The sequence below is a fragment of the Algibacter aquimarinus genome (assembly GCF_039543265.1).
Lineage (GTDB): Bacteria > Bacteroidota > Bacteroidia > Flavobacteriales > Flavobacteriaceae > Algibacter_B > Algibacter_B aquimarinus.
Genome location: NZ_BAABJK010000004.1, coordinates 395093 through 416592 on the forward strand (window position 1 = coordinate 395093; position 21500 = coordinate 416592).

At 33.1% G+C, this 21500-nt stretch carries 18 protein-coding genes and 1 tRNA gene; 11 read left to right on the forward strand and 8 right to left on the reverse strand.

What is annotated here, in order from left to right:
- Positions 1–229: 229 nt before the first annotated feature.
- Positions 230–1762 (forward strand): tetratricopeptide repeat protein, encoded by a 1533-nt coding sequence (locus tag ABD939_RS04655; RefSeq protein WP_345165049.1) that lies wholly within the window; start codon positions 230–232, stop codon positions 1760–1762.
- Positions 1763–2191: 429 nt separating this feature from the next.
- Here the strand turns inward: ABD939_RS04655 and ABD939_RS04660 are convergent.
- The 4 genes from ABD939_RS04660 to trxA form a co-directional block, all read right to left on the reverse strand.
- Positions 2192–2265: transfer RNA gene (locus ABD939_RS04660), tRNA-Asp, on the reverse strand.
- An 80-nt stretch (positions 2266–2345) separates the two neighbouring features.
- Entirely contained in the window at positions 2346–3275 is a 930-nt protein-coding gene (locus ABD939_RS04665; RefSeq protein WP_345165051.1) for a DUF58 domain-containing protein, read from the reverse strand.
- A 107-nt stretch (positions 3276–3382) separates the two neighbouring features.
- Positions 3383–3925 (reverse strand): ClpP family protease, encoded by a 543-nt coding sequence (locus ABD939_RS04670; RefSeq protein ID WP_345165054.1) that lies wholly within the window; start codon positions 3923–3925, stop codon positions 3383–3385.
- 83 nt (positions 3926–4008) lie between these two features.
- Positions 4009–4326, reverse strand: a complete 318-nt coding sequence (gene trxA / locus ABD939_RS04675) for a thioredoxin (RefSeq protein ID WP_345165057.1) — start codon at positions 4324–4326, stop codon at positions 4009–4011.
- Positions 4327–4619: 293 nt separating this feature from the next.
- Here trxA and ABD939_RS04680 point away from each other — a divergent pair, with 293 nt between their 5' ends.
- Positions 4620–5051: an SRPBCC family protein gene (locus ABD939_RS04680; protein WP_345165059.1), complete on the forward strand. Its 432-nt coding sequence runs from the start codon at positions 4620–4622 to the stop codon at positions 5049–5051.
- Positions 5041–5367 (forward strand): ArsR/SmtB family transcription factor, encoded by a 327-nt coding sequence (locus tag ABD939_RS04685; RefSeq protein WP_345165062.1) that lies wholly within the window; start codon positions 5041–5043, stop codon positions 5365–5367. The genes ABD939_RS04680 and ABD939_RS04685 overlap by 11 nt, the downstream gene beginning before the upstream one ends.
- 2 nt (positions 5368–5369) lie before the next feature.
- Here the strand turns inward: ABD939_RS04685 and dinD are convergent, their stop codons facing one another.
- From dinD to ABD939_RS04700, 3 genes are all read right to left on the reverse strand, one after another.
- A complete protein-coding gene (gene dinD / locus ABD939_RS04690; protein WP_345165065.1) occupies positions 5370–6209 on the reverse strand; it encodes a DNA damage-inducible protein D in 840 nt (279 codons plus the stop codon).
- Positions 6210–6223: 14 nt separating this feature from the next.
- Positions 6224–10627: a DNA polymerase III subunit alpha gene (dnaE, locus tag ABD939_RS04695; protein WP_345165068.1), complete on the reverse strand. Its 4404-nt coding sequence runs from the start codon at positions 10625–10627 to the stop codon at positions 6224–6226.
- A gap of 160 nt (positions 10628–10787) precedes the next feature.
- Complete coding sequence (locus ABD939_RS04700; RefSeq protein ID WP_345165071.1) at positions 10788–11237, reverse strand: ferritin-like domain-containing protein; 450 nt, start codon at positions 11235–11237, stop codon at positions 10788–10790.
- 200 nt (positions 11238–11437) lie between these two features.
- Here ABD939_RS04700 and ABD939_RS04705 point away from each other — a divergent pair, with 200 nt between their 5' ends.
- The 3 genes from ABD939_RS04705 to rimM all read left to right on the forward strand — a co-directional run bounded on the left by ABD939_RS04705 (position 11438) and on the right by rimM (position 13869).
- Positions 11438–12496, forward strand: a complete 1059-nt coding sequence (locus ABD939_RS04705) for a lactonase family protein (protein ID WP_345165073.1) — start codon at positions 11438–11440, stop codon at positions 12494–12496.
- A gap of 95 nt (positions 12497–12591) precedes the next feature.
- The gene (locus ABD939_RS04710) at positions 12592–13110 is read left to right on the forward strand and encodes a 30S ribosomal protein S16 (RefSeq protein WP_345165076.1); all 519 of its coding nucleotides are present in this window, start codon (positions 12592–12594) and stop codon (positions 13108–13110) included.
- A 234-nt stretch (positions 13111–13344) separates the two neighbouring features.
- On the forward strand, positions 13345–13869 hold the full coding sequence (rimM, locus tag ABD939_RS04715; protein ID WP_345165079.1) for a ribosome maturation factor RimM: 525 nt from the start codon (positions 13345–13347) through the stop codon (positions 13867–13869).
- A 35-nt stretch (positions 13870–13904) separates the two neighbouring features.
- On the opposite strand, the gene ABD939_RS04720 is transcribed toward rimM, so the two are convergent.
- On the reverse strand, positions 13905–14378 hold the full coding sequence (locus tag ABD939_RS04720; RefSeq protein ID WP_345165082.1) for a DUF2383 domain-containing protein: 474 nt from the start codon (positions 14376–14378) through the stop codon (positions 13905–13907).
- Between the two features lie 169 nt (positions 14379–14547).
- Here ABD939_RS04720 and ABD939_RS04725 point away from each other — a divergent pair, with 169 nt between their 5' ends.
- The 5 genes from ABD939_RS04725 to ABD939_RS04745 all read left to right on the forward strand — a co-directional run bounded on the left by ABD939_RS04725 (position 14548) and on the right by ABD939_RS04745 (position 21450).
- Positions 14548–15264 (forward strand): tRNA1(Val) (adenine(37)-N6)-methyltransferase, encoded by a 717-nt coding sequence (locus tag ABD939_RS04725; protein WP_345165085.1) that lies wholly within the window; start codon positions 14548–14550, stop codon positions 15262–15264.
- A 110-nt stretch (positions 15265–15374) separates the two neighbouring features.
- Positions 15375–16553 (forward strand): acyl-CoA dehydrogenase family protein, encoded by a 1179-nt coding sequence (locus ABD939_RS04730; protein ID WP_345165088.1) that lies wholly within the window; start codon positions 15375–15377, stop codon positions 16551–16553.
- Between the two features lie 132 nt (positions 16554–16685).
- Positions 16686–20138 carry a PPi-type phosphoenolpyruvate carboxykinase family protein gene (locus tag ABD939_RS04735; RefSeq protein ID WP_345165091.1) on the forward strand — a complete coding sequence of 1151 codons (3453 nt, stop codon included), beginning with the start codon at positions 16686–16688 and terminating at the stop codon, positions 20136–20138.
- 104 nt (positions 20139–20242) lie between these two features.
- Positions 20243–21001 (forward strand): SGNH/GDSL hydrolase family protein, encoded by a 759-nt coding sequence (locus ABD939_RS04740; RefSeq protein ID WP_345165093.1) that lies wholly within the window; start codon positions 20243–20245, stop codon positions 20999–21001.
- A gap of 74 nt (positions 21002–21075) precedes the next feature.
- Positions 21076–21450, forward strand: coding sequence for a hypothetical protein (locus ABD939_RS04745; protein WP_345165096.1), 375 nt, complete (start codon positions 21076–21078; stop codon positions 21448–21450).
- Positions 21451–21500: the final 50 nt, after the last annotated feature.

Below are 21500 nucleotides of genomic sequence, written 5' to 3' on the forward strand. Positions count from 1 at the left end.
ATTATTTTTATTTTAGTCACTTCAAAATCATAAAATTTGTTAAATCTTGAAATCTGAACTTGATATTTAATTTCCCTCTAAAATTAAAAGTCTTTCAATATGAATACTACGATTCATTCTGAATTTTACAACATTTTCTTCTTTAGAAACTTATCCCATATCATCTTCTAAATAGGTTCTCGGACTCCTAAACTTCATTATTTTATAATTTGGTATAAATTTATATGCAATGAAACAAATTTTAATTTCAATATTCATATTATTCGTAATACCAGTAAAAAGTCAAACCTACCAATTAAATAAAAATTTAATAGACAGAGATAAAAAAGACTTCTTAGGGTGTAAAAAAGAGGTTCTAGATGTTGAAGAAAGTTTTACGTTTAATTTAAGCACAGGAGATTTAGCAGCATCCTTCAATGATGTAAAAGACGAAAAATCCATAAGTCCTGAATACCTTGAAAAGTTGAAAGACTCTCTAACTAAGGACTCATTGAATTCTAAATTACTCTTTGATATAGGCAATTATTATGACAGAATTCATGACAAAAATAACAGCAACAATTACTACAAAGCCGCTTTAGAGCAAATTGATGTTAAGCTTTTCGAGAGTGATTCGGCATTATTTTATGGCACCAGAGGTTATTTAAAATTTAAACTAGGTATGCAAGGATACATTGAAGACGCCAAAAAGGCGCTTAATTTAAACCCCAACGAAGAAGCATCTTTAGGATTATACCTAACATCTTTATTGTCCAATAATAACTATGAAAAGGCAAAAAAGTTTACCATTAATAGATTAAATAATAACGAATCGTTCCCAGAAATCTCTATTTTATATTTAATAATTATTAATAGCATAGAGCATTTTTCTAAATATATGTCCATGGATCCGACCTATAAAAAAGAAATAAGTCAGAGGCATTTTAACAAGTTAATAGATTGGTCATCCATCGAAATCTACTGTAACAAACTAAATGATAAGCAAGCCGCTTTAAAACTGAATAAATTAAAGTTTTTTTTTAACCTTATTGTAAAAGTCACCCTCTTTGATAAAAATGAAAGTGGAAAAATACTTTTTAATTTTTCTGAAAATGAAAAAAAACAAATTAAAAAACTAGAGCGTTGGTTGGTCAGCTCCTTAAAGCATAAAACGTTAAATCCATATACCGCATATAAATGCCTTGGACTTATTAATTTCTTCTGTTTTGAAGACGCGGAGGTCGCTACTAATTATTACCAAAAAGCAATACAGATCTTCCCCATAAACAAAAAAAAAGGCGAATTTAATCTAGACGAAGTTTATACAAATTTATTATCCATTTATAGCTATTTAGATAACAAGACAGAATACGAAAATTTACTATTAAAAAAAATTGAAGACCCTGAAGTTAAATCTATTTCTGATTATATTAACCTGTCTAAATTCTACTTTTTAGAAAATCAAATAGAAAAAACCCGATTCTATATAAATGAAGCTGAGAAAATAAATTCACATCAATTTGATATTTATCGTTTAAAAGCGCATGCAGACTTTGTTGAGGAAACAGATATTATTCTGGAAGGGTATTACATGAATAAAGCATCCCGATTAGCAAAAACCGATTATGATTATTATCGCCTTTATTTACAATATGCCATCTATGACATGTTTAATAATAAACCCAATGAGGCATTTAATAGACTAAGTATTATTAAAAAAAATAGTGAAGATTGTAAAACTTGTGATAGACTCATCACAACATATTTTAAAATTGACAACTAATACATAAAAAAAGAAAAGCTACACCGCACATGTTAACCTTATTTTTCTCTTTTGTTCTTTCTAATTAATAGTATAATTTATTGAAGTGTAAATTAAGGAAGAGCAAAAAAAAGGCATATGCAAACACATACGCCTTATACTAGCTATTAACCTTCAAATCCTTGTTTGAAAGAATTAAAAGCCAAATTAATACTTATTGAAGTTTTCTATGTAACATTTATTACAGATCGTAAATGCTTGATTAAATTTTTATATCCCTGAAGCGATCTAAAACAAAAAAGCTTCACAATTTCGATAACTCGAAAAAGGAAAGCTTTCCATTGGTTACCAAATCACTTTGGCAAACTACATCCCAGACACCTCTGGGACAACACAACATCTTAATACTAAAAAAGCTCTAATTTCTCAGAGCTTCTTTTGCAATTTTTGCGGTCTGGACGGGACTCGAACCCGCGACCTTCGCCGTGACAGGGCGACATTCTAACCAACTGAACTACCAGACCGTTGCATTATTGCGGTTGCAAATATACACGCCTTTTTTTATATCTCAAATCTTTTTTCTCTTTTTTATAGAAAAAAATTATCAAGAGAACTTTTGACGTTCTATCATGTAGGTGGTGAGGATGTTATTAAAATCCTTCTTAATATCAGCCTCTACATACTTTATTTTGTATTGAGCACATTTTAATCGTAAAGCTTCAAAATAAGTGTCTACGGTTTTATTGTAACCCTCTTTTATAGAATCGGCGTACAAATTAATATACTCACCTGTTTCAACATCAATAAACCTTTTTGGTTTATTATCAAAATCGAAATTTAATTCTTTAGCTTTATCAAACACATGAAACAAAACCACTTCATGCTTATTGTATTTTAAATGGCGTAAAGCCTCAAACAACTTCACCTCATCTTCAGAGGTTTGAAACATATCTGTAAACAAAAATATCATAGAGCGTCTATGAATCTTTTCGGCTATTTCATGAAGATACTTATACGTTTCTGTTTGTTTATTCTGTGGTTTTGAGACCACAGCTTCACTTAAATGATTCAACAACATTTGATGATGCCGCTCACTGCCTTTTTCAGGCGCATAATAATCATAATTATCACTATAAATACTTAAACCAACAGCATCACGTTGTTTTTTCAAAATCTGCATTAACGAGGCTGCTGCCAATGCTGAAAATCCAACTTTATTTAAACTATCAATCGAAAACGAATCCAATTTCGGATAATGCATTGAGCTACTATTATCTAATATAATATGACAACGCAAATTGGTTTCATCATCATAGCGTTTCGTGTAAAGTTTATCTGTTTTAGCAAACAGTTTCCAATCTATATGTCGCGTACTTTCACCTTGATTATAAATTTTATGCTCCGCAAATTCTGCTGAAAACCCATGAAACGGACTCTTATGCATTCCGGCAATAAAGCCTTCAACCACTTGTTTTGCAAGTAACTCAAGATTTTTAAAACCTTCTGCTTTATTTAGTTCGCTTTGTAAATTCATTTTTTATAAGATGCCAGACCACTTCGCTATTAGAATCAAGAAATAAGACTTCAAACAAAAATGGAACTCATCTTTATTCTCTTATCTATTTTCTCTTCTCTAAAAAATTAGATAACACCATCAACAATCCCATAAGCCACAGATTCCTCTGCACCCATCCAATGGTCTCGATTAAAATCTTTCATAACTTTCTCAAAACTTTGTCCACAATTATCTGCTAAAATTTTTGCGCTTAACTCTTTAGTTTTCAAAATTTCTTGAGCTGTAATTTCAATATCACTGGCTTGCCCTCTTGCTCCTCCACTTGGTTGATGAATCATCACTCGTGCATGTGGCTGAATAAAACGTTTTCCTTTGGCACCAACCGATAACAATATAGACCCCATTGAAGCTGCCAACCCTGTACAAATAGTCGACACATCACTATTTAAAGACTTTATACAATCATACATAGCAAAACCAGAAGTTACATAACCGCCTGGACTGTTAATATATAAATGAATATCTGCAGTTTCCAAAGCATCTAAATAGAGTAATCTATCAATCACATGTTTAGCAGATTCATCATCTACCTGACCCCATAAAAAAACTTTACGTTGTTCTATAAATTTGTTATTAATTGCGTCCTGAACTTTTATTGGTTTACTCATTTCTATTTTTATATTTATTCAACTAAAATAAAAAAAGGTTCACCATTATGGCAAACCTTTTAACTTTCTTTTTATTAAACTTTCTATAAAAGTCCATCAATAGCTTCTGTGTAAGCATTTTTTGGTGCAACACCAACTTGTCTTCCAACTACTTCTCCGTTTTGAAAAACTAAAACAGTAGGTATGTTACGCACACCATATTTAGCAGCAAACTCTTGGTTCGCGTCCACATCAACCTTTCCTACAACAGCTTTACCTTCATATTCATCGCTAATTTGTTCAATAATTGGTCCAACCATTCTACAAGGTCCACACCAAGCTGCCCAAAAATCAACCAATACAGGCTTATCACTGTTTAAAACTGTTTCTTCAAAAGTCGCATCTGTTATCTCTAATGCCATAATATTTATATTTTAATAAGTTCTTAAATCATTTTAATTACACAAAATTAGTCAAAAAAAAACCCAAAGCTTACAAACAGGCAATTTGTTTTCCCTATAATGGCATCAATTGGTTTTATTTAAATGTTTTGGGCGCAACCACAAGGGTCGGGCTATCCGTTACAAGTCCTCGCTCCCACCAAACGGGGTCGCTGTGGGCTTTCCTCTACTATCCCTTGCGCGGGTGCAGAATACCAATTGAAACTCCAGTTAAGCAACTAAAAAGTTGCATAATAATCAAAAATCGAACTATAATGAAAGATTCAATCAAAAAAGAAGTAATTTTTAATCACGCTATAGACCAAGTATGGAATGCCATTACAAAAGCCGAAGAAATATCAACATGGTTTATCCCAGCCGATTTTAAAGCCGAAAAAGGATATAAATACCTATTCACATCTCCACCAAACGAAAAAGGCTGTACTACCATTGGCGGAGAAATCTTAGAAGCAAATCCTTATGTTTTAGTTTACACATGGATTGTTGGCGGAACAGAAACAGAAACCACTGTAAAATGGGAACTAGAATCCACCGCTGAAGGCACAAAACTAACCCTAGAACACACAGGTATTTCAAACTATGCAGGCGAAACGGCTATTGAAATGTTCGAAAGCTTTAATGGCGGGTGGGACAATTGCATAAACGGTTTGACTAGCTATTTAAAAGATACAGTTAATGCAGGATAAAATCACCAGGCTTTTTAAAGCCATAGCAGACCCAACAAGGCGTGATATTTTTCATGCCTTGGTTATTGCAACCTCAGCATTATCAATCACTCAAATTTCAAATCAGTTTGATATGACGCGCCAAGGCGTTACCAAACACATTAAAACTTTAGAAGAAGCGGGATTAGTTTACATTAACTCACAAGGAAGAGAACGCTTTTGTAATGCCAACCCAAAAGAACTACAAGAAGTTAACAAATGGATAAAGCTCTACGAGCAATTCTGGGATGATAAATTGAGTAGTTTGGGGGATTATTTGGATAAACGAAACTCATAAATCTATTTAAGTTTATCTGGATTTTTTCCTAGTTTTTTAGATTCTGAAGTTACTCTTCTTTCTAATTTCTTAATATCTTCTTCAGCAGGTAATTCTTCAGGTTTGATACCTCTTTCTTTTAACAAACCTCTAACTCCCCTATTATTCCTTATATGTTCGGTAGTTATACTCTGTCCCGTAGCCAGCCCTTTTTCTTTTGTATTAAAAACAGTAATTTCAGTTGCGAAATCTTTAGCTTTTATGGTAATTGTTGGTAGAAAATCAGCTAATGCCCTACTTTGCGGAACATTCAACTTTTTTTTCATTTCTCTAGTAGACCTACCAAATAAAGCTTGATCACCTTTACTTCGTATTAATCCGAAGTTCTTATCGCTGCCTGTTCTTTCATAAATCAATTCAGACAATTCTTTTTCAGATAATGTTAGTTTTTGTCTCGCTTGTAAGCGTTCCCAATCTTTAATACGTTGTTCAATTAATTCAAATTTCCTCGTTTGAATTGCAAAATAGTTTTGAGCAAAAGCAATTTGCTCTTTCCTTGGATCTCCATTTTGAGCTATTAAATAACATGCATACCTTGTAAGCATAATATCTTCAATTTCTCTACTACTTCCTGATCCAAGAGCTACCATTTTGTTGACGTCAACAAAATGGTCAGAAACAACATTATCACTTGCTTCACAAGAAATTTTAGATTTCACTATTACTTTTTGAAAATTTCTCCATTCTGAATATCCTAAAAGATGCTGAATATCTCTCGCAAACCAAAATTCAATACCATTCTCAGTCGTCTGTGAATGGTTTTCAAAATTATCAGTCAATGATTTTATTATTTCTGATTTCATATTAATTTTTATTCTTAATTCATTTTGTTTAAATAAACTTTATTTAGTTTACAAACTATTTCTTTTTCAGTCAAATCATCTAAAAGCTCTTTAGACATTTTGATTTTTGTATTTCTACTTAAAGCTTCGACAGTAATATCATCATCATATACTACAAAATCTACTTTACAATCTCCCTCATGTTGATTCAACAACTCATTAAGACTTCTTATAAATTCCTTCTCAACATTTTTTAATTTAAAATGAAAAGACACTTTTTTTGCTTCCTTCTCTAGAATATCATGCAATAATTGAAAATTATTAAACTGTAATCTAGGGTCACTTTTCTTTCCTGTATCTTTATTTGTCCATCCTTCACGAATAAAGGCTTTTACTTGAACAAAATTATTAGGTAATAAAAAGTGTCTATATTTTAGATACTCTTCTCCAAAAATTCTAAGTTCAAAACTATCAGTATAATCTTCAATGGTAAACATTGCCCAACCTTTCCCTTGTTTACTCACACGATGTTGCACATCTGTTACTACACCTCCAAAAGTAAGTTCACTATTTAAATACGATTCCAAATGATTAAACATAGCTACGTTAGCATTACATAAAGCCTTAATCTCTATGCTAAAATCATCCAACGGATGTCCAGAAATATAAACCCCAACAACTTCGCGCTCTTTACTCAAGGTTTTCATGGTGCCCCACTCTTCACATGGTGGCACTTCGGGTTCTGCAAATTGCACACTGCTCTGCTCACCAAACATATCTATTTGTGCAGAATTCTTATTCTCCTTATATTTTTGAGCAAACTTTATCGCCTTTTCTAAAAAGGTAATCCCGTCGCCATCATCATGAAAATATTGTGCACGATGTATATCGCCAAAGCCATCAAAACCACCAGCATAGGCTAAATTTTCAAAGGCTTTTTTATTAGCTGCTCTTAAGTCAATACGTTTTGCGAAATCAAAAATAGAACTGTAATGCCCATCTTCTTTTCGGTTGTCTACAATCGTCATAACCGCACCATGACCCACACCTTTTATGGCACCCATCCCAAAACGTACCGCACCGTCTTTATTTACCGAGAACTTATAATAACTCTCATTCACATCAGGCCCTAAAACGTCTAACTTCATACGTTTACATTCTTCCATAAAGAAGGTTACCTGCTTGATGTCATTCATATTATTAGACAAAACAGCAGCCATATATTCCGCTGGGTAATGCGCTTTTAAATACGCTGTTTGGTATGCAATCCACGCGTAACATGTAGAGTGAGATTTATTGAAGGCGTAACTCGCAAAAGCTTCCCAATCCTTCCAAACCTTTTCTAGAATTTTAGCATCATGTCCGTTTGCACTGGCCTGCTCAATAAACTTAGGTTTCATTTTATCAAGTACAGCAATCTGCTTTTTACCCATCGCTTTACGGAGTACATCGGCTTCACCTTTTGTAAAACCAGCAAGACTTTGAGACAGCAACATTACTTGCTCTTGATATACCGTAATACCATAAGTTTCCTTTAGATATTCCTCCATGGCTGGTAAATCGTATTCGATTTCCTCATCGCCATGTTTTCTGCGCACAAAACTTGGAATATATTCCATTGGTCCTGGACGGTACAAGGCATTCATGGCAATTAAATCTTCAAAAACCGTTGGTTTTAAATCCCGAAGGTGTTTTTGCATCCCAGGCGATTCGTATTGAAACACACCCACCGTTTCACCACGTTGAAACAAGGCGTAGGTTGCTTCATCATCTAAAGGAAAACTTTCTGGATCCAATTGAATATCATGCTTAGCTTTAACGATTTTAACGGTGTCTTTAATTAAAGTCAGCGTTTTTAAACCCAAGAAATCCATCTTCAATAATCCTGCATCTTCTACAACCGAGTTATCAAACTGCGTGACGTACAAATCAGAATCTTTTGCCACAGAAACAGGCACAAATTTGGTAATATCATCTGGTGTAATAATGACGCCGCAGGCATGTATTCCAGTATTTCTTACCGAACCTTCAAGCGTTCTGGCAAGGTTTACGGTTTCTGCCTGTAAATCGCTACCATCGGCAATATTTAAAAGTTCGTTTACTTTCTCTAAATCTTCTGCCCTAAACTTCTTTCCGAGTTCTTTTTCATCTAAACCAAAAATCTTTCCTAGCTTAGACATGGTTGGGATTAACTTCGCAATCCTATCAGCATCAAACAAGGGTAAATCTAAAACACGCGCGGTATCACGAATAGAGGATTTTGCAGCCATCGTACCATAAGTGATGATTTGCGCTACTTGGTTAGATCCGTATTTTTCAATCACGTAATCCATGACACGACTTCTACCTTCATCATCAAAATCAATATCAATATCGGGCATACTAATACGATCTGGATTTAAGAAACGCTCAAAAAGTAAATCGTACTTCAATGGGTCAATATTTGTAATCCACAAGCAATATGCCGCCACAGAACCTGCTGCAGAACCTCGCCCAGGACCTACCGATACATCCATATTTCTGGCTTCGCGAATAAAATCTTCAACAATTAAAAAATACCCTGGATATCCTGTATTTTCAATAACGCTCAACTCAAAATCAAGGCGTTCTGTAACTTCTTCAGTAAGCGGTTCGCCATAACGCTTTTTAGCACCTTCGTATACCAAATGTTTTAAGTATGCATTTTCACCACGTTTACCACCGTCAACTTCATCTTCTTCATGCTTAAACTCCTCAGGAATGTCAAACGCAGGTAATAATACATCGCGCGCTAACTGAAACGCCTCAACCTTATCAACCACTTCTTGAACATTTACAATGGCTTCGGGCACGTCGCGAAATAAAGCCTTCATATCTTCTGAAGACTTAAAATAATACTCTTGGTTTGGTAATCCGTAGCGATACCCACGACCACGACCAATAGGTGTGGCTTGTTTTTCACCATCTTTTACACACAATAAAATATCGTGCGCATTGGCATCTTCTTGGTTTCTATAATAAGTATTATTTGTGGCAACTAACTTTACATCGTGCTTTTTGGCAAGTTGTATTAACGTAGGGTTTACACGATTTTCATCCTCTTGATTATGGCGCATTAACTCCACATACAAATCGTCTCCAAATTCATTTTTCCACCAAAGCAATGCTTCTTCGGCTTGGTTCTCACCAATATTCAACACTTTACTTGGTACTTCACCATATAAGTTTCCTGTAAGTACAATGATGTCTTCTTTATACTGCTGAATCAATTTTTTATCAATTCTTGGCAAATAGTAAAACCCATCTACAAAAGCATGAGACGATAATTTTGCCAAATTATGATAGCCATTTTTGTTTTTTGCGAGCAATACAATTTGGTAGCCATTATCTTTTCTGGTTTTATCTGCATGATCTTCGCATACAAAAAATTCACAACCCACTATAGGTTTTATAAGTTTAGCATCTGTAGATTCGCCACTTTCTTCGGCTGCTGCTATTTTTTCTTTAATGCTTTTATTTGCTTTATTTACAGCATTTACAAAGTGAAAGGCACCCATCATATTTGCATGATCGGTTAATGCTACAGCTGGCATATTGTGTTCTGCGGCAGCGGCTACAACATCTGAAACACTCATGGTAGATTGTAATACCGAAAATTGCGAATGGTTGTGTAAATGCACGAATTCTACATCTGATAAATCGGATGCATTTTGATTGATATCTTGGGTAGAAATTCCAGCTTTTGCTTTTTCTAAACGGGCTCGAATTTTAGCACTTTCTTTTTTGAGATTAATGTGCTTTAATCCGATAGTTTGAATGGTATCTGGATTCTCTTTTTTGAAGTTTTCAAAATAATCGGACTGAACATCTAACTGTTCTTTCGTGTACTCTCCTAAACGCACCAACTCGAAAAAACAACGCGTTGTTGCCTCTACATCGGCAGTAGCATTATGCGCTTCAGAAAAAGGTACACTAAATAAAAATTCATGCAATTCAGTAAGTGTTGGCAATTTAAATTTACCATAACGCCCACCTGGAATTTGGCACAAACTTGCCGTATGTTCTGTACAGGTATCTAAAACAGGAAGTTCTTGTAAAGGGTTTGCAACAGCGCCACGCACAAACTCCGCACCCATTATGTTTAAATCGAACTTTACATTTTGCCCTACAACAAATTTGGTTTTACCTAAGGCTTCATTAAACTTATCTAAAACCTCAGCCAAAGACACACCTTGTTCTTCAGCTAATTCTGTAGAAATACCGTGAATTTTTTCGGCATCATACGGGATATTAAAGCCTTCTGGTTTTACCAAATAATCCTGACTCTCGATACAGTTACCCATATTGTCGTGGAGTTGCCACGCGATTTGAATACACCTTGGCCAGTTGTCAGTATCTGTAATTGGTGCATCCCAACGTTTTGGTAAACCTGTGGTTTCAGTATCGAAAATTAAGTACATACGAGGTGTTTATTTATTGAATTGTTAAACTTTTAATTCTAGAATAACGAGCATATAAAAATAGGTAGAATTTGTACTTTTTTAAAATGAAGTTATAAACAGTTGTAAACAAAAAACGCAACCCGATGGGCTGCGTTCTTCTTAACCGAATATTAATATCTTATGATACTAACTCTTCTTGTACTTTTTCAGTATTAATAGCCGACTGAATTGCGTTTCTATGTCTGAATAACATGGCATCTATTGATGGCGGCAATGTTCTATCTTTTAAAATCTCGTCGTATTCTTCTAAACTAGCTTCTTCTCCTCGAATAGCTTCTTCTAAAATAGCTTCTTCATCATTTGATGAGAATAACGATTTTAAACTCATCCAGTTTCTATGTAATGTACCTTTGAAACTTCCTGAATCCTCGGGTATTTCTCCATATTGAAGAATCTCTGTTCTTAATTCTTTAGCAAATTCGCTTCGTTCTGTCGCTCTTCGTTTAAAGAAAATTTTTAATGTTGGACTATCTACATTTTCAGATGCATTTAAATACCCTTTTTCGGCATCATAGTTTTTAATTAATAATTCATTTAACTTGTTTGAAATTTTTTCTGTGTACTTCATTTTTCATTTTCATTTTAAATTTCAATAAATTCTTTAAAGATGCGTATTGTTTCACATCGTACACTTACAATATAAGTCCAAACTACAGTTTTGTCAAGGAGTTTAACAGGTTTTATAATACTTTTAAGAAGCATTAACATTTTAACTCCTTAATTAAGATAATTTATCATAAATTAGATTTTTAATATTTAACAGTTATCATGAAATCATTCTTGCACCTCTTAATCCTAACATTCACTTTAAACTGCTTTTCACAGACTACCCAATTGTATGTGGGCACATATACCAAAGGAAGTAGCAAAGGAATTTATAAAGTGGACTTTAATACCGAAACAGGACAATTAAACAACTTACAACTCGCTATACCAATAGATAACCCTTCATTCTTAACCTATTCTCCAGATAGAAAATATCTATATTCTACAAATGGCAGTGAAAGTGGATTCATTTCTTCTTACAAAATAAAAGATGATGGGAGTTTGGTTTTACTTACCCGCGTGAGTAGTAGGGGAAAAGGCCCATGCCATATTTCAATAAATAAAGAGGGCACAACTATTTCTGTATCAAACTACGCTGGAGGTACTATTGCATTGTATCCTATTAATGAAGATGGAAGTTTAGCAGAAGCCTCTCAGGTGTTTAATCATAATATCAAGGAAAGAGAATCTCATGCACATTCTGCTTTATTTTTTAATGATGAATTATTTGTGGCTGATTTAGGAAGAAATGCTGTATATCAATACATATTAAAAGATGACGCTTACACACTAAAATCTGATGCTATAGTAAAAACCAAAGGAAATCCTGGTCCGCGACATTTTAAACTAACTAAAGACGGAAAGTTTATTTACCTTATTAACGAATATGGTGCTACAATAACTACCATTAAAAGAACAAAAAAAGGATTTAAGCAAATTGATGAAGACAGCACTTTAGAGCCCGGATTTACTGAATTTAACAAATGTGCAGATATTCATATATCTAAAGATGAGCGTTTTGTTTATGGTTCTAATCGTGGCGAGAATACCATTGCTGTTTTTGAACGTAATACTAAAAACGGAAAACTTAATAAAATACAAAGTATGTTTGTTCATGGGTCTTGGCCACGTAATTTCACAATAGATCCAACTGGCAAATTCTTATTAGTTGCTAACCTAAAAACAGAAAATATTGCCGTATTTAGTATTGATAAAAACGCTGGCACACTTACTTACTTGCATGACTTTAAAACTCCAGAACCTATTTGTTTATTATTTTAAATTCGTGTTTAATAAAGTATTGGTTTTTAAAAAAATATGGTATATTTGCGCCCTCATTAATAACCGAGGTCGAGAACCTCAAATAATTAATTATTATGCCAGTAAAAATTAGATTACAAAGACACGGTAAAAAAGGAAAACCTTTTTATTGGATTGTAGCAGCTGATGCACGATCAAAAAGAGATGGTAAATACTTAGAGAAATTAGGTATCTACAATCCAAATACAAACCCAGCAACTGTTGAATTAAATGTTGATGGTGCTGTAACATGGTTACAGAATGGTGCACAACCAACTGATACTGCTAAAACATTATTGTCTTACAAAGGTGCTTTATTAAAGAATCATCTAGCAGGTGGTGTTAGAAAAGGTGCTTTAACTGAAGAGCAAGCAGAAGCAAAGTTTACTGCTTGGTTAGAAGAAAAAGAAGCTAAAATTCAAGCGAAAGCTGATGGTTTATCTGATGCTGATGCAAAAGCAAAAGCTGAAGCTCTAGCTGCCGAAAAAGCTGTAAACGAAGCAAGAATAGCTGCTGCTGCTCCTGTTGTTGAAGAAGCTGAGGAAGCAACTGAAGAGGCTACTGAAGAAGCAAAAGCTTCAAACGAAGAAGAATAAAAAACAAATTTTTTATACTTTTAAGCTCCGATAGAAATATCGGAGTTTTTTGTGTAAAATAGTATTTTGTTTTTCGACAAAATACGTGTTTCAACACATCCCACTGAAGAGCGGGATCTCAAACTGTCGAGTTTGGTTAAATAATTCCCATGAAGATGGGAATCTTGTAAATTTCTAGACAAACTTAAAAATAGATTCCCGCCTTCGCGGGAATGACAAAAAATTACTTTTTCAATGAAAAAAGAAGAATGTTTTTACCTAGGAAAAATTGTAAAAAAGTACAGTTTCAAAGGAGAAGTTCTAGCAAAACTGGATACAGACCAACCTGAACTTTACGAAAATCTTGATGCTATTTTTTTAGAATTGAGAAATAACCTAGTTCCTTTTTTTGTTGAAAGCTCTCAACTACACAAATCTGAATTACTTCGAATAAAATTTGAAGATGTTGATGTTGAAGCAGATGCTGATGCCATCATGAAAAGTGGACTATATCTTCCATTAGATTTATTACCAAAACTAGAAGGCAACAAATTCTATTTTCATGAAGTTATTGGGTTTAATATAACAGACAAAAACTTTGGAAATGTTGGTGTTATAAAAGCCATAAATGATTCAACAGCACAATCGCTTTTCGAAATAGATAGAGATGGTACCGAGGTTTTAATACCAATGAATGACGAATTTATTCTAAAAGTTGATAGAGATAACAAAACTATTTTAGTAAAAACGCCGGAGGGCCTTATTGATTTATATCTTTAAAGATATAAATCAATACCAAAATATTTTAAAACTTATTATATAGAAATAGTGTTCGGATTTCTGGACAACAAATCTTTGTGAACTTCTATGGAGTATAATGAGTTCACTATTGTATCTAGCTGTTTACTCAACGATTTTTCTAAATCGTCAGGAAAGTCAGTATTGTTGAGAATTTTTTTATACTTCTCAATATCTTTTATTTGTATTTTTCCTATTTCGTTTAATGCTGATTGGTTATCGTTTGAAGAAATCTTTTTTCTTAATCCAGAACTTAATTTAACATCAGTTTTCAAAGAGTCTTCAGGATAAGTTGGAGTAATTCCTTTTTGTCTTATACTTGAATCCAAAGATTTTATGAACTGGTTTCTTTCATATCCAGCAACTCTTAAAAAGTTTTTTAATAACGGATTTTCAGCCTGATCTAGAACACTTAAAAAAACACGTTCTGTTTCGTAATTAATAACTAGTAACTTGTTGAGATATGAAAGGGCTTGTTTTGATTTTTTCATGGTTAAGTTGGGTTGGTTTAGATTTGAGAAAATTATTTGCACATTTAAAGCAACAAAACATTGGTAAAAACGTAAAATAAATTTTTATCTCTTTTGGTATTAGCTAATGTAATAAAAATTGTGTTAATTACAAAAAAATCCTTGCTATCACTACAAAAACAAAACTTTAATGTCCGATAAACCGTTCTATTTTAAACAATTTAAAATCAAACAAGACCGTTGTGCAATGAAAATTGGCACAGACAGTGTCTTAATTTCAACATGGACAAATATTAAAAATAATCCATTTTCAATTTTAGATATTGGAGCTGGTACGGGTATAATTTCACTAATCTTAGCCCAAAGAAGTAATGCGCAACTAATAGATGGTATTGAAATTGAAGATAAGGCATATGAGCAATGTGTTGATAATTTTGAGCAATCCTTATGGAGTGATCGCCTTTTTTGCTATCATACGTCTTTGGAAGAGTTTGCAAATGAAATTGAAGATAAATATGATTTAATAATTTGCAACCCTCCTTTTTATTCTGAAAATTTTAAAACGGAAAGCATACAACGAGACTTAGCTAGATTTCAAGACGCCATGCCTTTTGAACATTTAGTTGAAAGTGTTTCAAAGTTACTTACAACAGAAGGTATTTTTTCAGTAATAATTCCTTTCAAAGAAGAATTATCATTTATAGATTTAGCGTCAAAATATAATCTAAACGCTTCTAGAATTTTACATGTTAAAGGCAATCCAACATCAGAAATAAAACGGAGTTGTATTGAATTTAGTTTTAGTAAAAACCAACTCATTAATGAAACACTTGTAATTGAAAATAAAAGACATGAATACACCCAAGATTACATTGATTTAACAAAAGATTTCTACTTGAAAATGTAAATTTATCAATAAAGATTATTTAAATTTGCTAGGTAAAATATGATTATTTGATAAAAAATTTATCGTTTTACTAATTATTTTTCTTTAAACCACTATTAAATTCAGTCTTTATGCGACCAGATTTATTTGAAGCTCCAGATTATTACAACATAGATGAGTTACTCACAGACGAACATAAATTAGTTCGAGATGCCGCTCGAGAATGGGTAAAACGCGATGTTTCTCCTATCATTGAAGAGTACGCTCAAAAAGGAGAGTTTCCAAAACAAATTATTGGTGGTTTAGCAGAAATTGGAGCTTTTGGACCTTATATTCCAATGGAGTATGGTGGTGCCGGCTTAGACCAAATAAGCTATGGTTTAATAATGCAAGAAATAGAACGTGGAGATTCTGGCGTTCGTTCAACAGCATCGGTACAATCATCATTAGTTATGTACCCTATTTGGAAGTATGGTAATGAAGAGCAACGTAAAAAGTATTTACCAAAATTAGCAAGTGGCGAATGGATAGGATGTTTTGGTTTAACAGAACCCGACCATGGTAGTAACCCGGGCGGCATGGTTACTAATTTTAAAGACAAAGGAGATCATTACTTATTAAATGGTGCAAAAATGTGGATTAGTAATGCTCCTTTTGCACAAATAGCAGTTGTTTGGGCTAAAGATGAAAGTGGGCGCATTCATGGCCTAATAGTTGAACGCGGTATGGAAGGGTTTACTACTCCAGAAACGCATAACAAATGGTCATTACGCGCATCGGCAACTGGTGAACTTATTTTTGATAATGTTAAGGTACCAAAGAAAAATTTATTACCTAATAAATCTGGTTTAGGCGCACCTCTTGGCTGCCTAGATTCAGCCAGATATGGTATTGCTTGGGGCGCAATCGGCGCTGCAATGGATTGCTATGATACTGCATTACGATACAGCAAAGAACGGATACAGTTTGGGAAACCTATTGGTCAATTTCAACTTCAACAAAAAAAGCTAGCTGAAATGATTACTGAAATCACTAAAGCACAACTTCTGGCTTGGAGATTAGGTGTTATGCGTGAAAATGAAACTGCAACTTCCGCTCAAATATCTATGGCGAAACGTAATAATGTAGATATGGCAATTAATATTGCTAGAGAAGCTAGACAAATGCTTGGAGGCATGGGTATAACAGGAGAATATTCTATCATGCGTCACTCTATGAACCTAGAAAGTGTAATTACCTACGAAGGTACACACGACATTCACTTATTAATTACTGGCTTAGATATTACCGGCCTTAATGCATTTAAATAAAATTTTAAAACTGTTTTTAACTCAATCGTTATAGTAAAAAAAATTCCGTAACATGACTTTTGACATGTTTTTTCGCGGATTCATAACATAGTTTTGCTTAAGTAATTATTCCATAATAACAAGCAGAACGTCATGAAAGAATCTAGAAGAGACATTATTCAGTTTATAAACTTACAATTAGCATCGATTGGTCAACCAACATTTAAAGATAAGGAAGGTAGTGCAGAAAAATTTTGTGATCCTGAATTTGAAAAGACTACTAAACCTCTTATTATGAGTCTTAGAGAGAAGTCAAGACTTTTAGCAAGTCACCTCTCTCCTGCCGACTCAAGAATCCAGAATTTTATAAATACTTATTTAAAAGACATATCGATTAACAAATCATATCAATTACCAAATAACACATTAATCCTTTCTAAAAAAGGACAAGCTAGAGAAGCTAGCTTACCACCTAATGGTAAAGTTTTTAAAAGTGATTTAGTTACATCAAACCGTTTAAAACAAGGGATTTTAAACAATCCTTTACATGACAAAAGAACAACTAAAGGCACCTTTCATATTGTAGAAGGTCCACTTCCTGTTCCATTAGATAAAAAGGAAGTTCCTAAAATCGTGTTGGGTCACTTTTTAAATGCTGCATTCAACCCTTCTGATGACTTAAAAACACTTCCATTTACATCAAACCAAGAAGAGCAAGCAAAAACAATGGTGTCTATGCTTTTAAGACCAACGGTTTGCCCTGAGGTTGCGGGAGTAATTTCAAAAAAATCATTGGAAGTACGCTTTTTTGCACCTGGTAGTTTAGTAAGTAATTTAGATTTTGTGGAATCTATTTTTGGTAATGCTGGCGACCCCAATTTAGCACATAATGATGCAGCTTTAGACCCAGAACATTGGACTGGACATACTGGATGTATTATTCTCGCACCACAACTATTAACACTTAAAAAGAAAGAAGTTGGTCTACCTCACTTTGATGATGCTACTGAACGTCAGAAAAAAGATGGCATGTGCTGGAAAGATGAAAATGAACTTTATAATGACGGTGGTGCATTCAAAATTACTTGTAGAGACGAAAGCGGTGTTGTTGTAACATTAATTGCTGACAACTATTATGGTTATTCTAAAAAAGAAATAAAAACACAAATAAGTTATTCAGCAAATTTATACGGAATCCTAGAAGAAGAACATGCAGGCGGAGCAATAGCCTATGCTAGACGTGTTATGGGAGATACTGTAACTTGTACAGATTATAATAAATATTACGGTTTAGACCATACTATTGAAGATGTTAAAAACTTACTGGCGGATAGAATTGAGGTTAAACCCGAAAATTATGCCGTAGACAAGAATTACCCTAACATCGTTTACATCCCGGAATCGTCTTATTTCAATACCAATACAAATAGTATAACATGGAGTTATAAAGGTAAAGAACAAAAATTAACCTTATCGCCTTTTAAAACCTATATACATCCGTCTGGTAATAAACTAAGATTAGAAAAACATAAGTCTATTAATTTATGGCGTATTATAGAAACCTATCCTGAAGGTGTATTTTGCCATAAACCTTGTACAGTGTCTGGTGGAGGAAAATCTGAAATTTCTAAATCTATGCAGAATGCCATTACTTATAGCAGATTTAACATTCATGATATTGAAGAAGATTTTAAGAAGGCTGATGAAATAATTGAGTTTAATTACTCTACCCGTTGGAAAGTTAAAGACCCAAATAGACCACTATCAAGATCATTTTTAAGTGAAAAAAGAACCTTAGGCTCTGTTGTAAAATTACTAACGCCTAATGAAGAAAACTCGGATGAGTTTAATGAATGGTTAGAAAATATCCCTGTACATGTACGCTCTTTAGTGTTATTTGTAAAGCGTTTATTTAGACAAGCTCATGGTGCTAACCTTAATTGGAAAGACATGATGTCTGTAGAAATTATAAATGGTGTTCAAGGTACTTCATTAACCTATAATAACAATCCTGTGGTTGGTAGTTATGTGCGTATCGGGTTTAACCAAGAAGGCAACTGGTTACTTAATAAACTACGTTCAGATTTTGCAGCATGTGAAAAGATTCAAACTGAAGATGACATAACTGCATCAATCACAATTCCTAAAGAACAGTTTAAAAATTTAAATCCAGAATACAAAAACCAAAGTGTGAAGGTATTAACTAATTGCGAAGCGCATTTATTCCAAAGACCCGATGAAGCTATTGTAAGAGGTTATGATAAAGGTGCTGAATTAGATATTATTTCTGACGGTAGATTTTTAACAAATTACGAAAAATTGACCAAAAAGGATGCTATTGCAATTTATGAAGACACTATAAATTATGATAAGTATACACAACCTGTTAAAGATTTTATTTTAGAAATTATAAACAGTGACGATGAAGATATTCAATTTGTATTACCATCACACCCTCGTATTATTGAAGATGGTTTACCAACTAAAAACCCACGTTATTTAGAGCCAAATAAATTCTATAATGAGACTGAAGCATCTTATATTTCTGATATTGGTGTACGTTTAAAAAGGAAGATAAAACTAAACGACCCAGTAATTCATGTTGTTAATGCTGTTTTACCTGGCCGAAGAAATAACCCTGCTGACAGAGAAGCTGGCATTAGACCATTAGCGGTTTATAACCCAATACACTATCAGGAAACTCCAGAATTATTTATGGATTTTATTTGTAGCTTAACAGGTAAATCGCCATCTACTACAGGAGCTGGATCTGAAGGTGCTTTAACCAAGGCACCATTTAATATGCTAACACCAACAACAGATTTAAATAACGCTTTGTTATCACACATATTAACAGAATCTAACGGGTTTAGTACAGCAGCAGGTTATGTTGGTGCAGAAAATAAAATAGACCACGATGTTAGTTTATTGATTCCAGAAATTTGGGCTAGAATGGCACCAGAAGATAGAGACCCTAAAAATTTAATTACAAATGGTTCTTTAGAAAAGCTAGAGGATTTCGAACATGAAGGCAAAAAAGTTTTAGCTAGCCGTTTAGGTTATAGGATTACCAAAACATTCTCTTTATTATGCTTAAATAGATTATTTGATGAACCCACAGCCGTATTTAATGAGCGTATGTTAAAACCTGAATTACAAAATTTAGAAGATTTTGTAGATGGCATTGACAACATTGTTGAAGCTCAGCAAAAAGTAGCAATAAACTATTTTGAAGATGGTAGTATTGAAGCCGCTATTCCACCGCTAAAAATTCTATTGAACATTATGGCTTATGGACATTATGAAGGCAAGGACATTAGCGACCCAGAATTAAGACAATATTTTGATAGAGATTATGTAATTAACACAGATTGGTATAAAGAAAGATTAGCATTAAAACAACAAAAGGATATTGCATATTATGGTTCTCAAATTGATTATTTAGAATCATTTATAAAAAATCCGCACAATGATATTTTAGTAGAAGATATGCAAATTAAAGCACGTTTAAATACTACGAAAAAATTATATGATGATGTAAAATCTTCACATTATTTAAATCGACTAGTAGGTACAATTGGAGCAGATCCGTTGTATAAAAAGTAGACACTAATTAAAAACTAAAAGCCCCTTGAGTGGGGCTTTTTTATGAGGTATATAAAAGTGAATTTTAATTTTTAAATACAAAGCTGTATCTTTAAAATAAAAAAATGAAATTTAATTTTCCTTTACTATGTATTAGTTTGGGCTTCTTCCTATTTTTAAATTGTTCTGCAAATTCTGAAATTATTATTGAGGAAGAAGTTATGGACAATAAAGATGATGATCCTCAAGATAATCAAGGAAATACACCACCTAAAAACATCACATTTAAACTATTAGCTTTAGGTGACAGTTACACCATTGGTGAAAGTGTTTGCGAAACCTGCAGATTTCCTGAACAATTAAAAGACAGTTTAAGGTTAAAATTTGATACTGATACAACTTTCACTTTAAAAGTTATTGCAAGAACGGGTTGGACTACAACCAATTTAATTAATGCTATAGATGCCGAAAACATTAATAATGATTTCGACTTAGTAACCCTCTTAATAGGAGTTAATAATCAATTTCAAAAAAGACCTTTTTCTTTATACGAAAACGAATTTCCTCAACTTGTTACAACAGCTATAAACAAGGCTAAAGGAGACAAAAAGAGTGTTATAGTTGTGTCTATACCAGATTATGCTTTTACACCTTTTGGAAAAGGAGATTCAAATATTTCAAATGAAATTGACCGATATAATAACTTCGCAAAAAATTATTGTAACATCAATAATATCAGTTTTGTTAATATTACTGATATAACTAGAGCAGGATTAATAAATCCAAACTTTGTTGCGTCTGACGGATTGCACCCTTCCGAATTTGCTTATACAAAATTTGTAGAGCGTATTTTACCTTTAGCTTTAAATGAATTAAAAAATTAAATATTTTTTTAATTTAACACACATGTTTTGGCTCATTTTGGCATCTTAATCTATATTAGCCAAAATTTATTTCTTTGCATCAGCTAAAGGCTACTTTTTTCGTTTTCTTATATGTTTTGGCTATGCTAAGGCCTGTACAACCTTATGTTGAATATATACTTAATCAAGATTATATTGCTGAATTTTTATGTATAAATAAAGAGAAACCAGAATTGCAATGTCATGGAAAATGTCATTTAGTAAAACAATTAGAAAAACAACAAGAAACGGACCCTTTAACCTCATTAAGAATTTCTCTTGAAAATTACCCCATTGGTTTTGTAACTATTTTTTGTATCTCTGATTTTTCATTTTTTACCAATTTAAGAAAAAATCAAATTTCATTCTACCAAAAACTATACGATTTCAGTTACAATTATAGTGCCTTTCAACCACCAGATTTAGTGTAATGCTTTACTAATCTTTTTATAATTTCTTCTGGAAAATCTCTGGAAGAAAC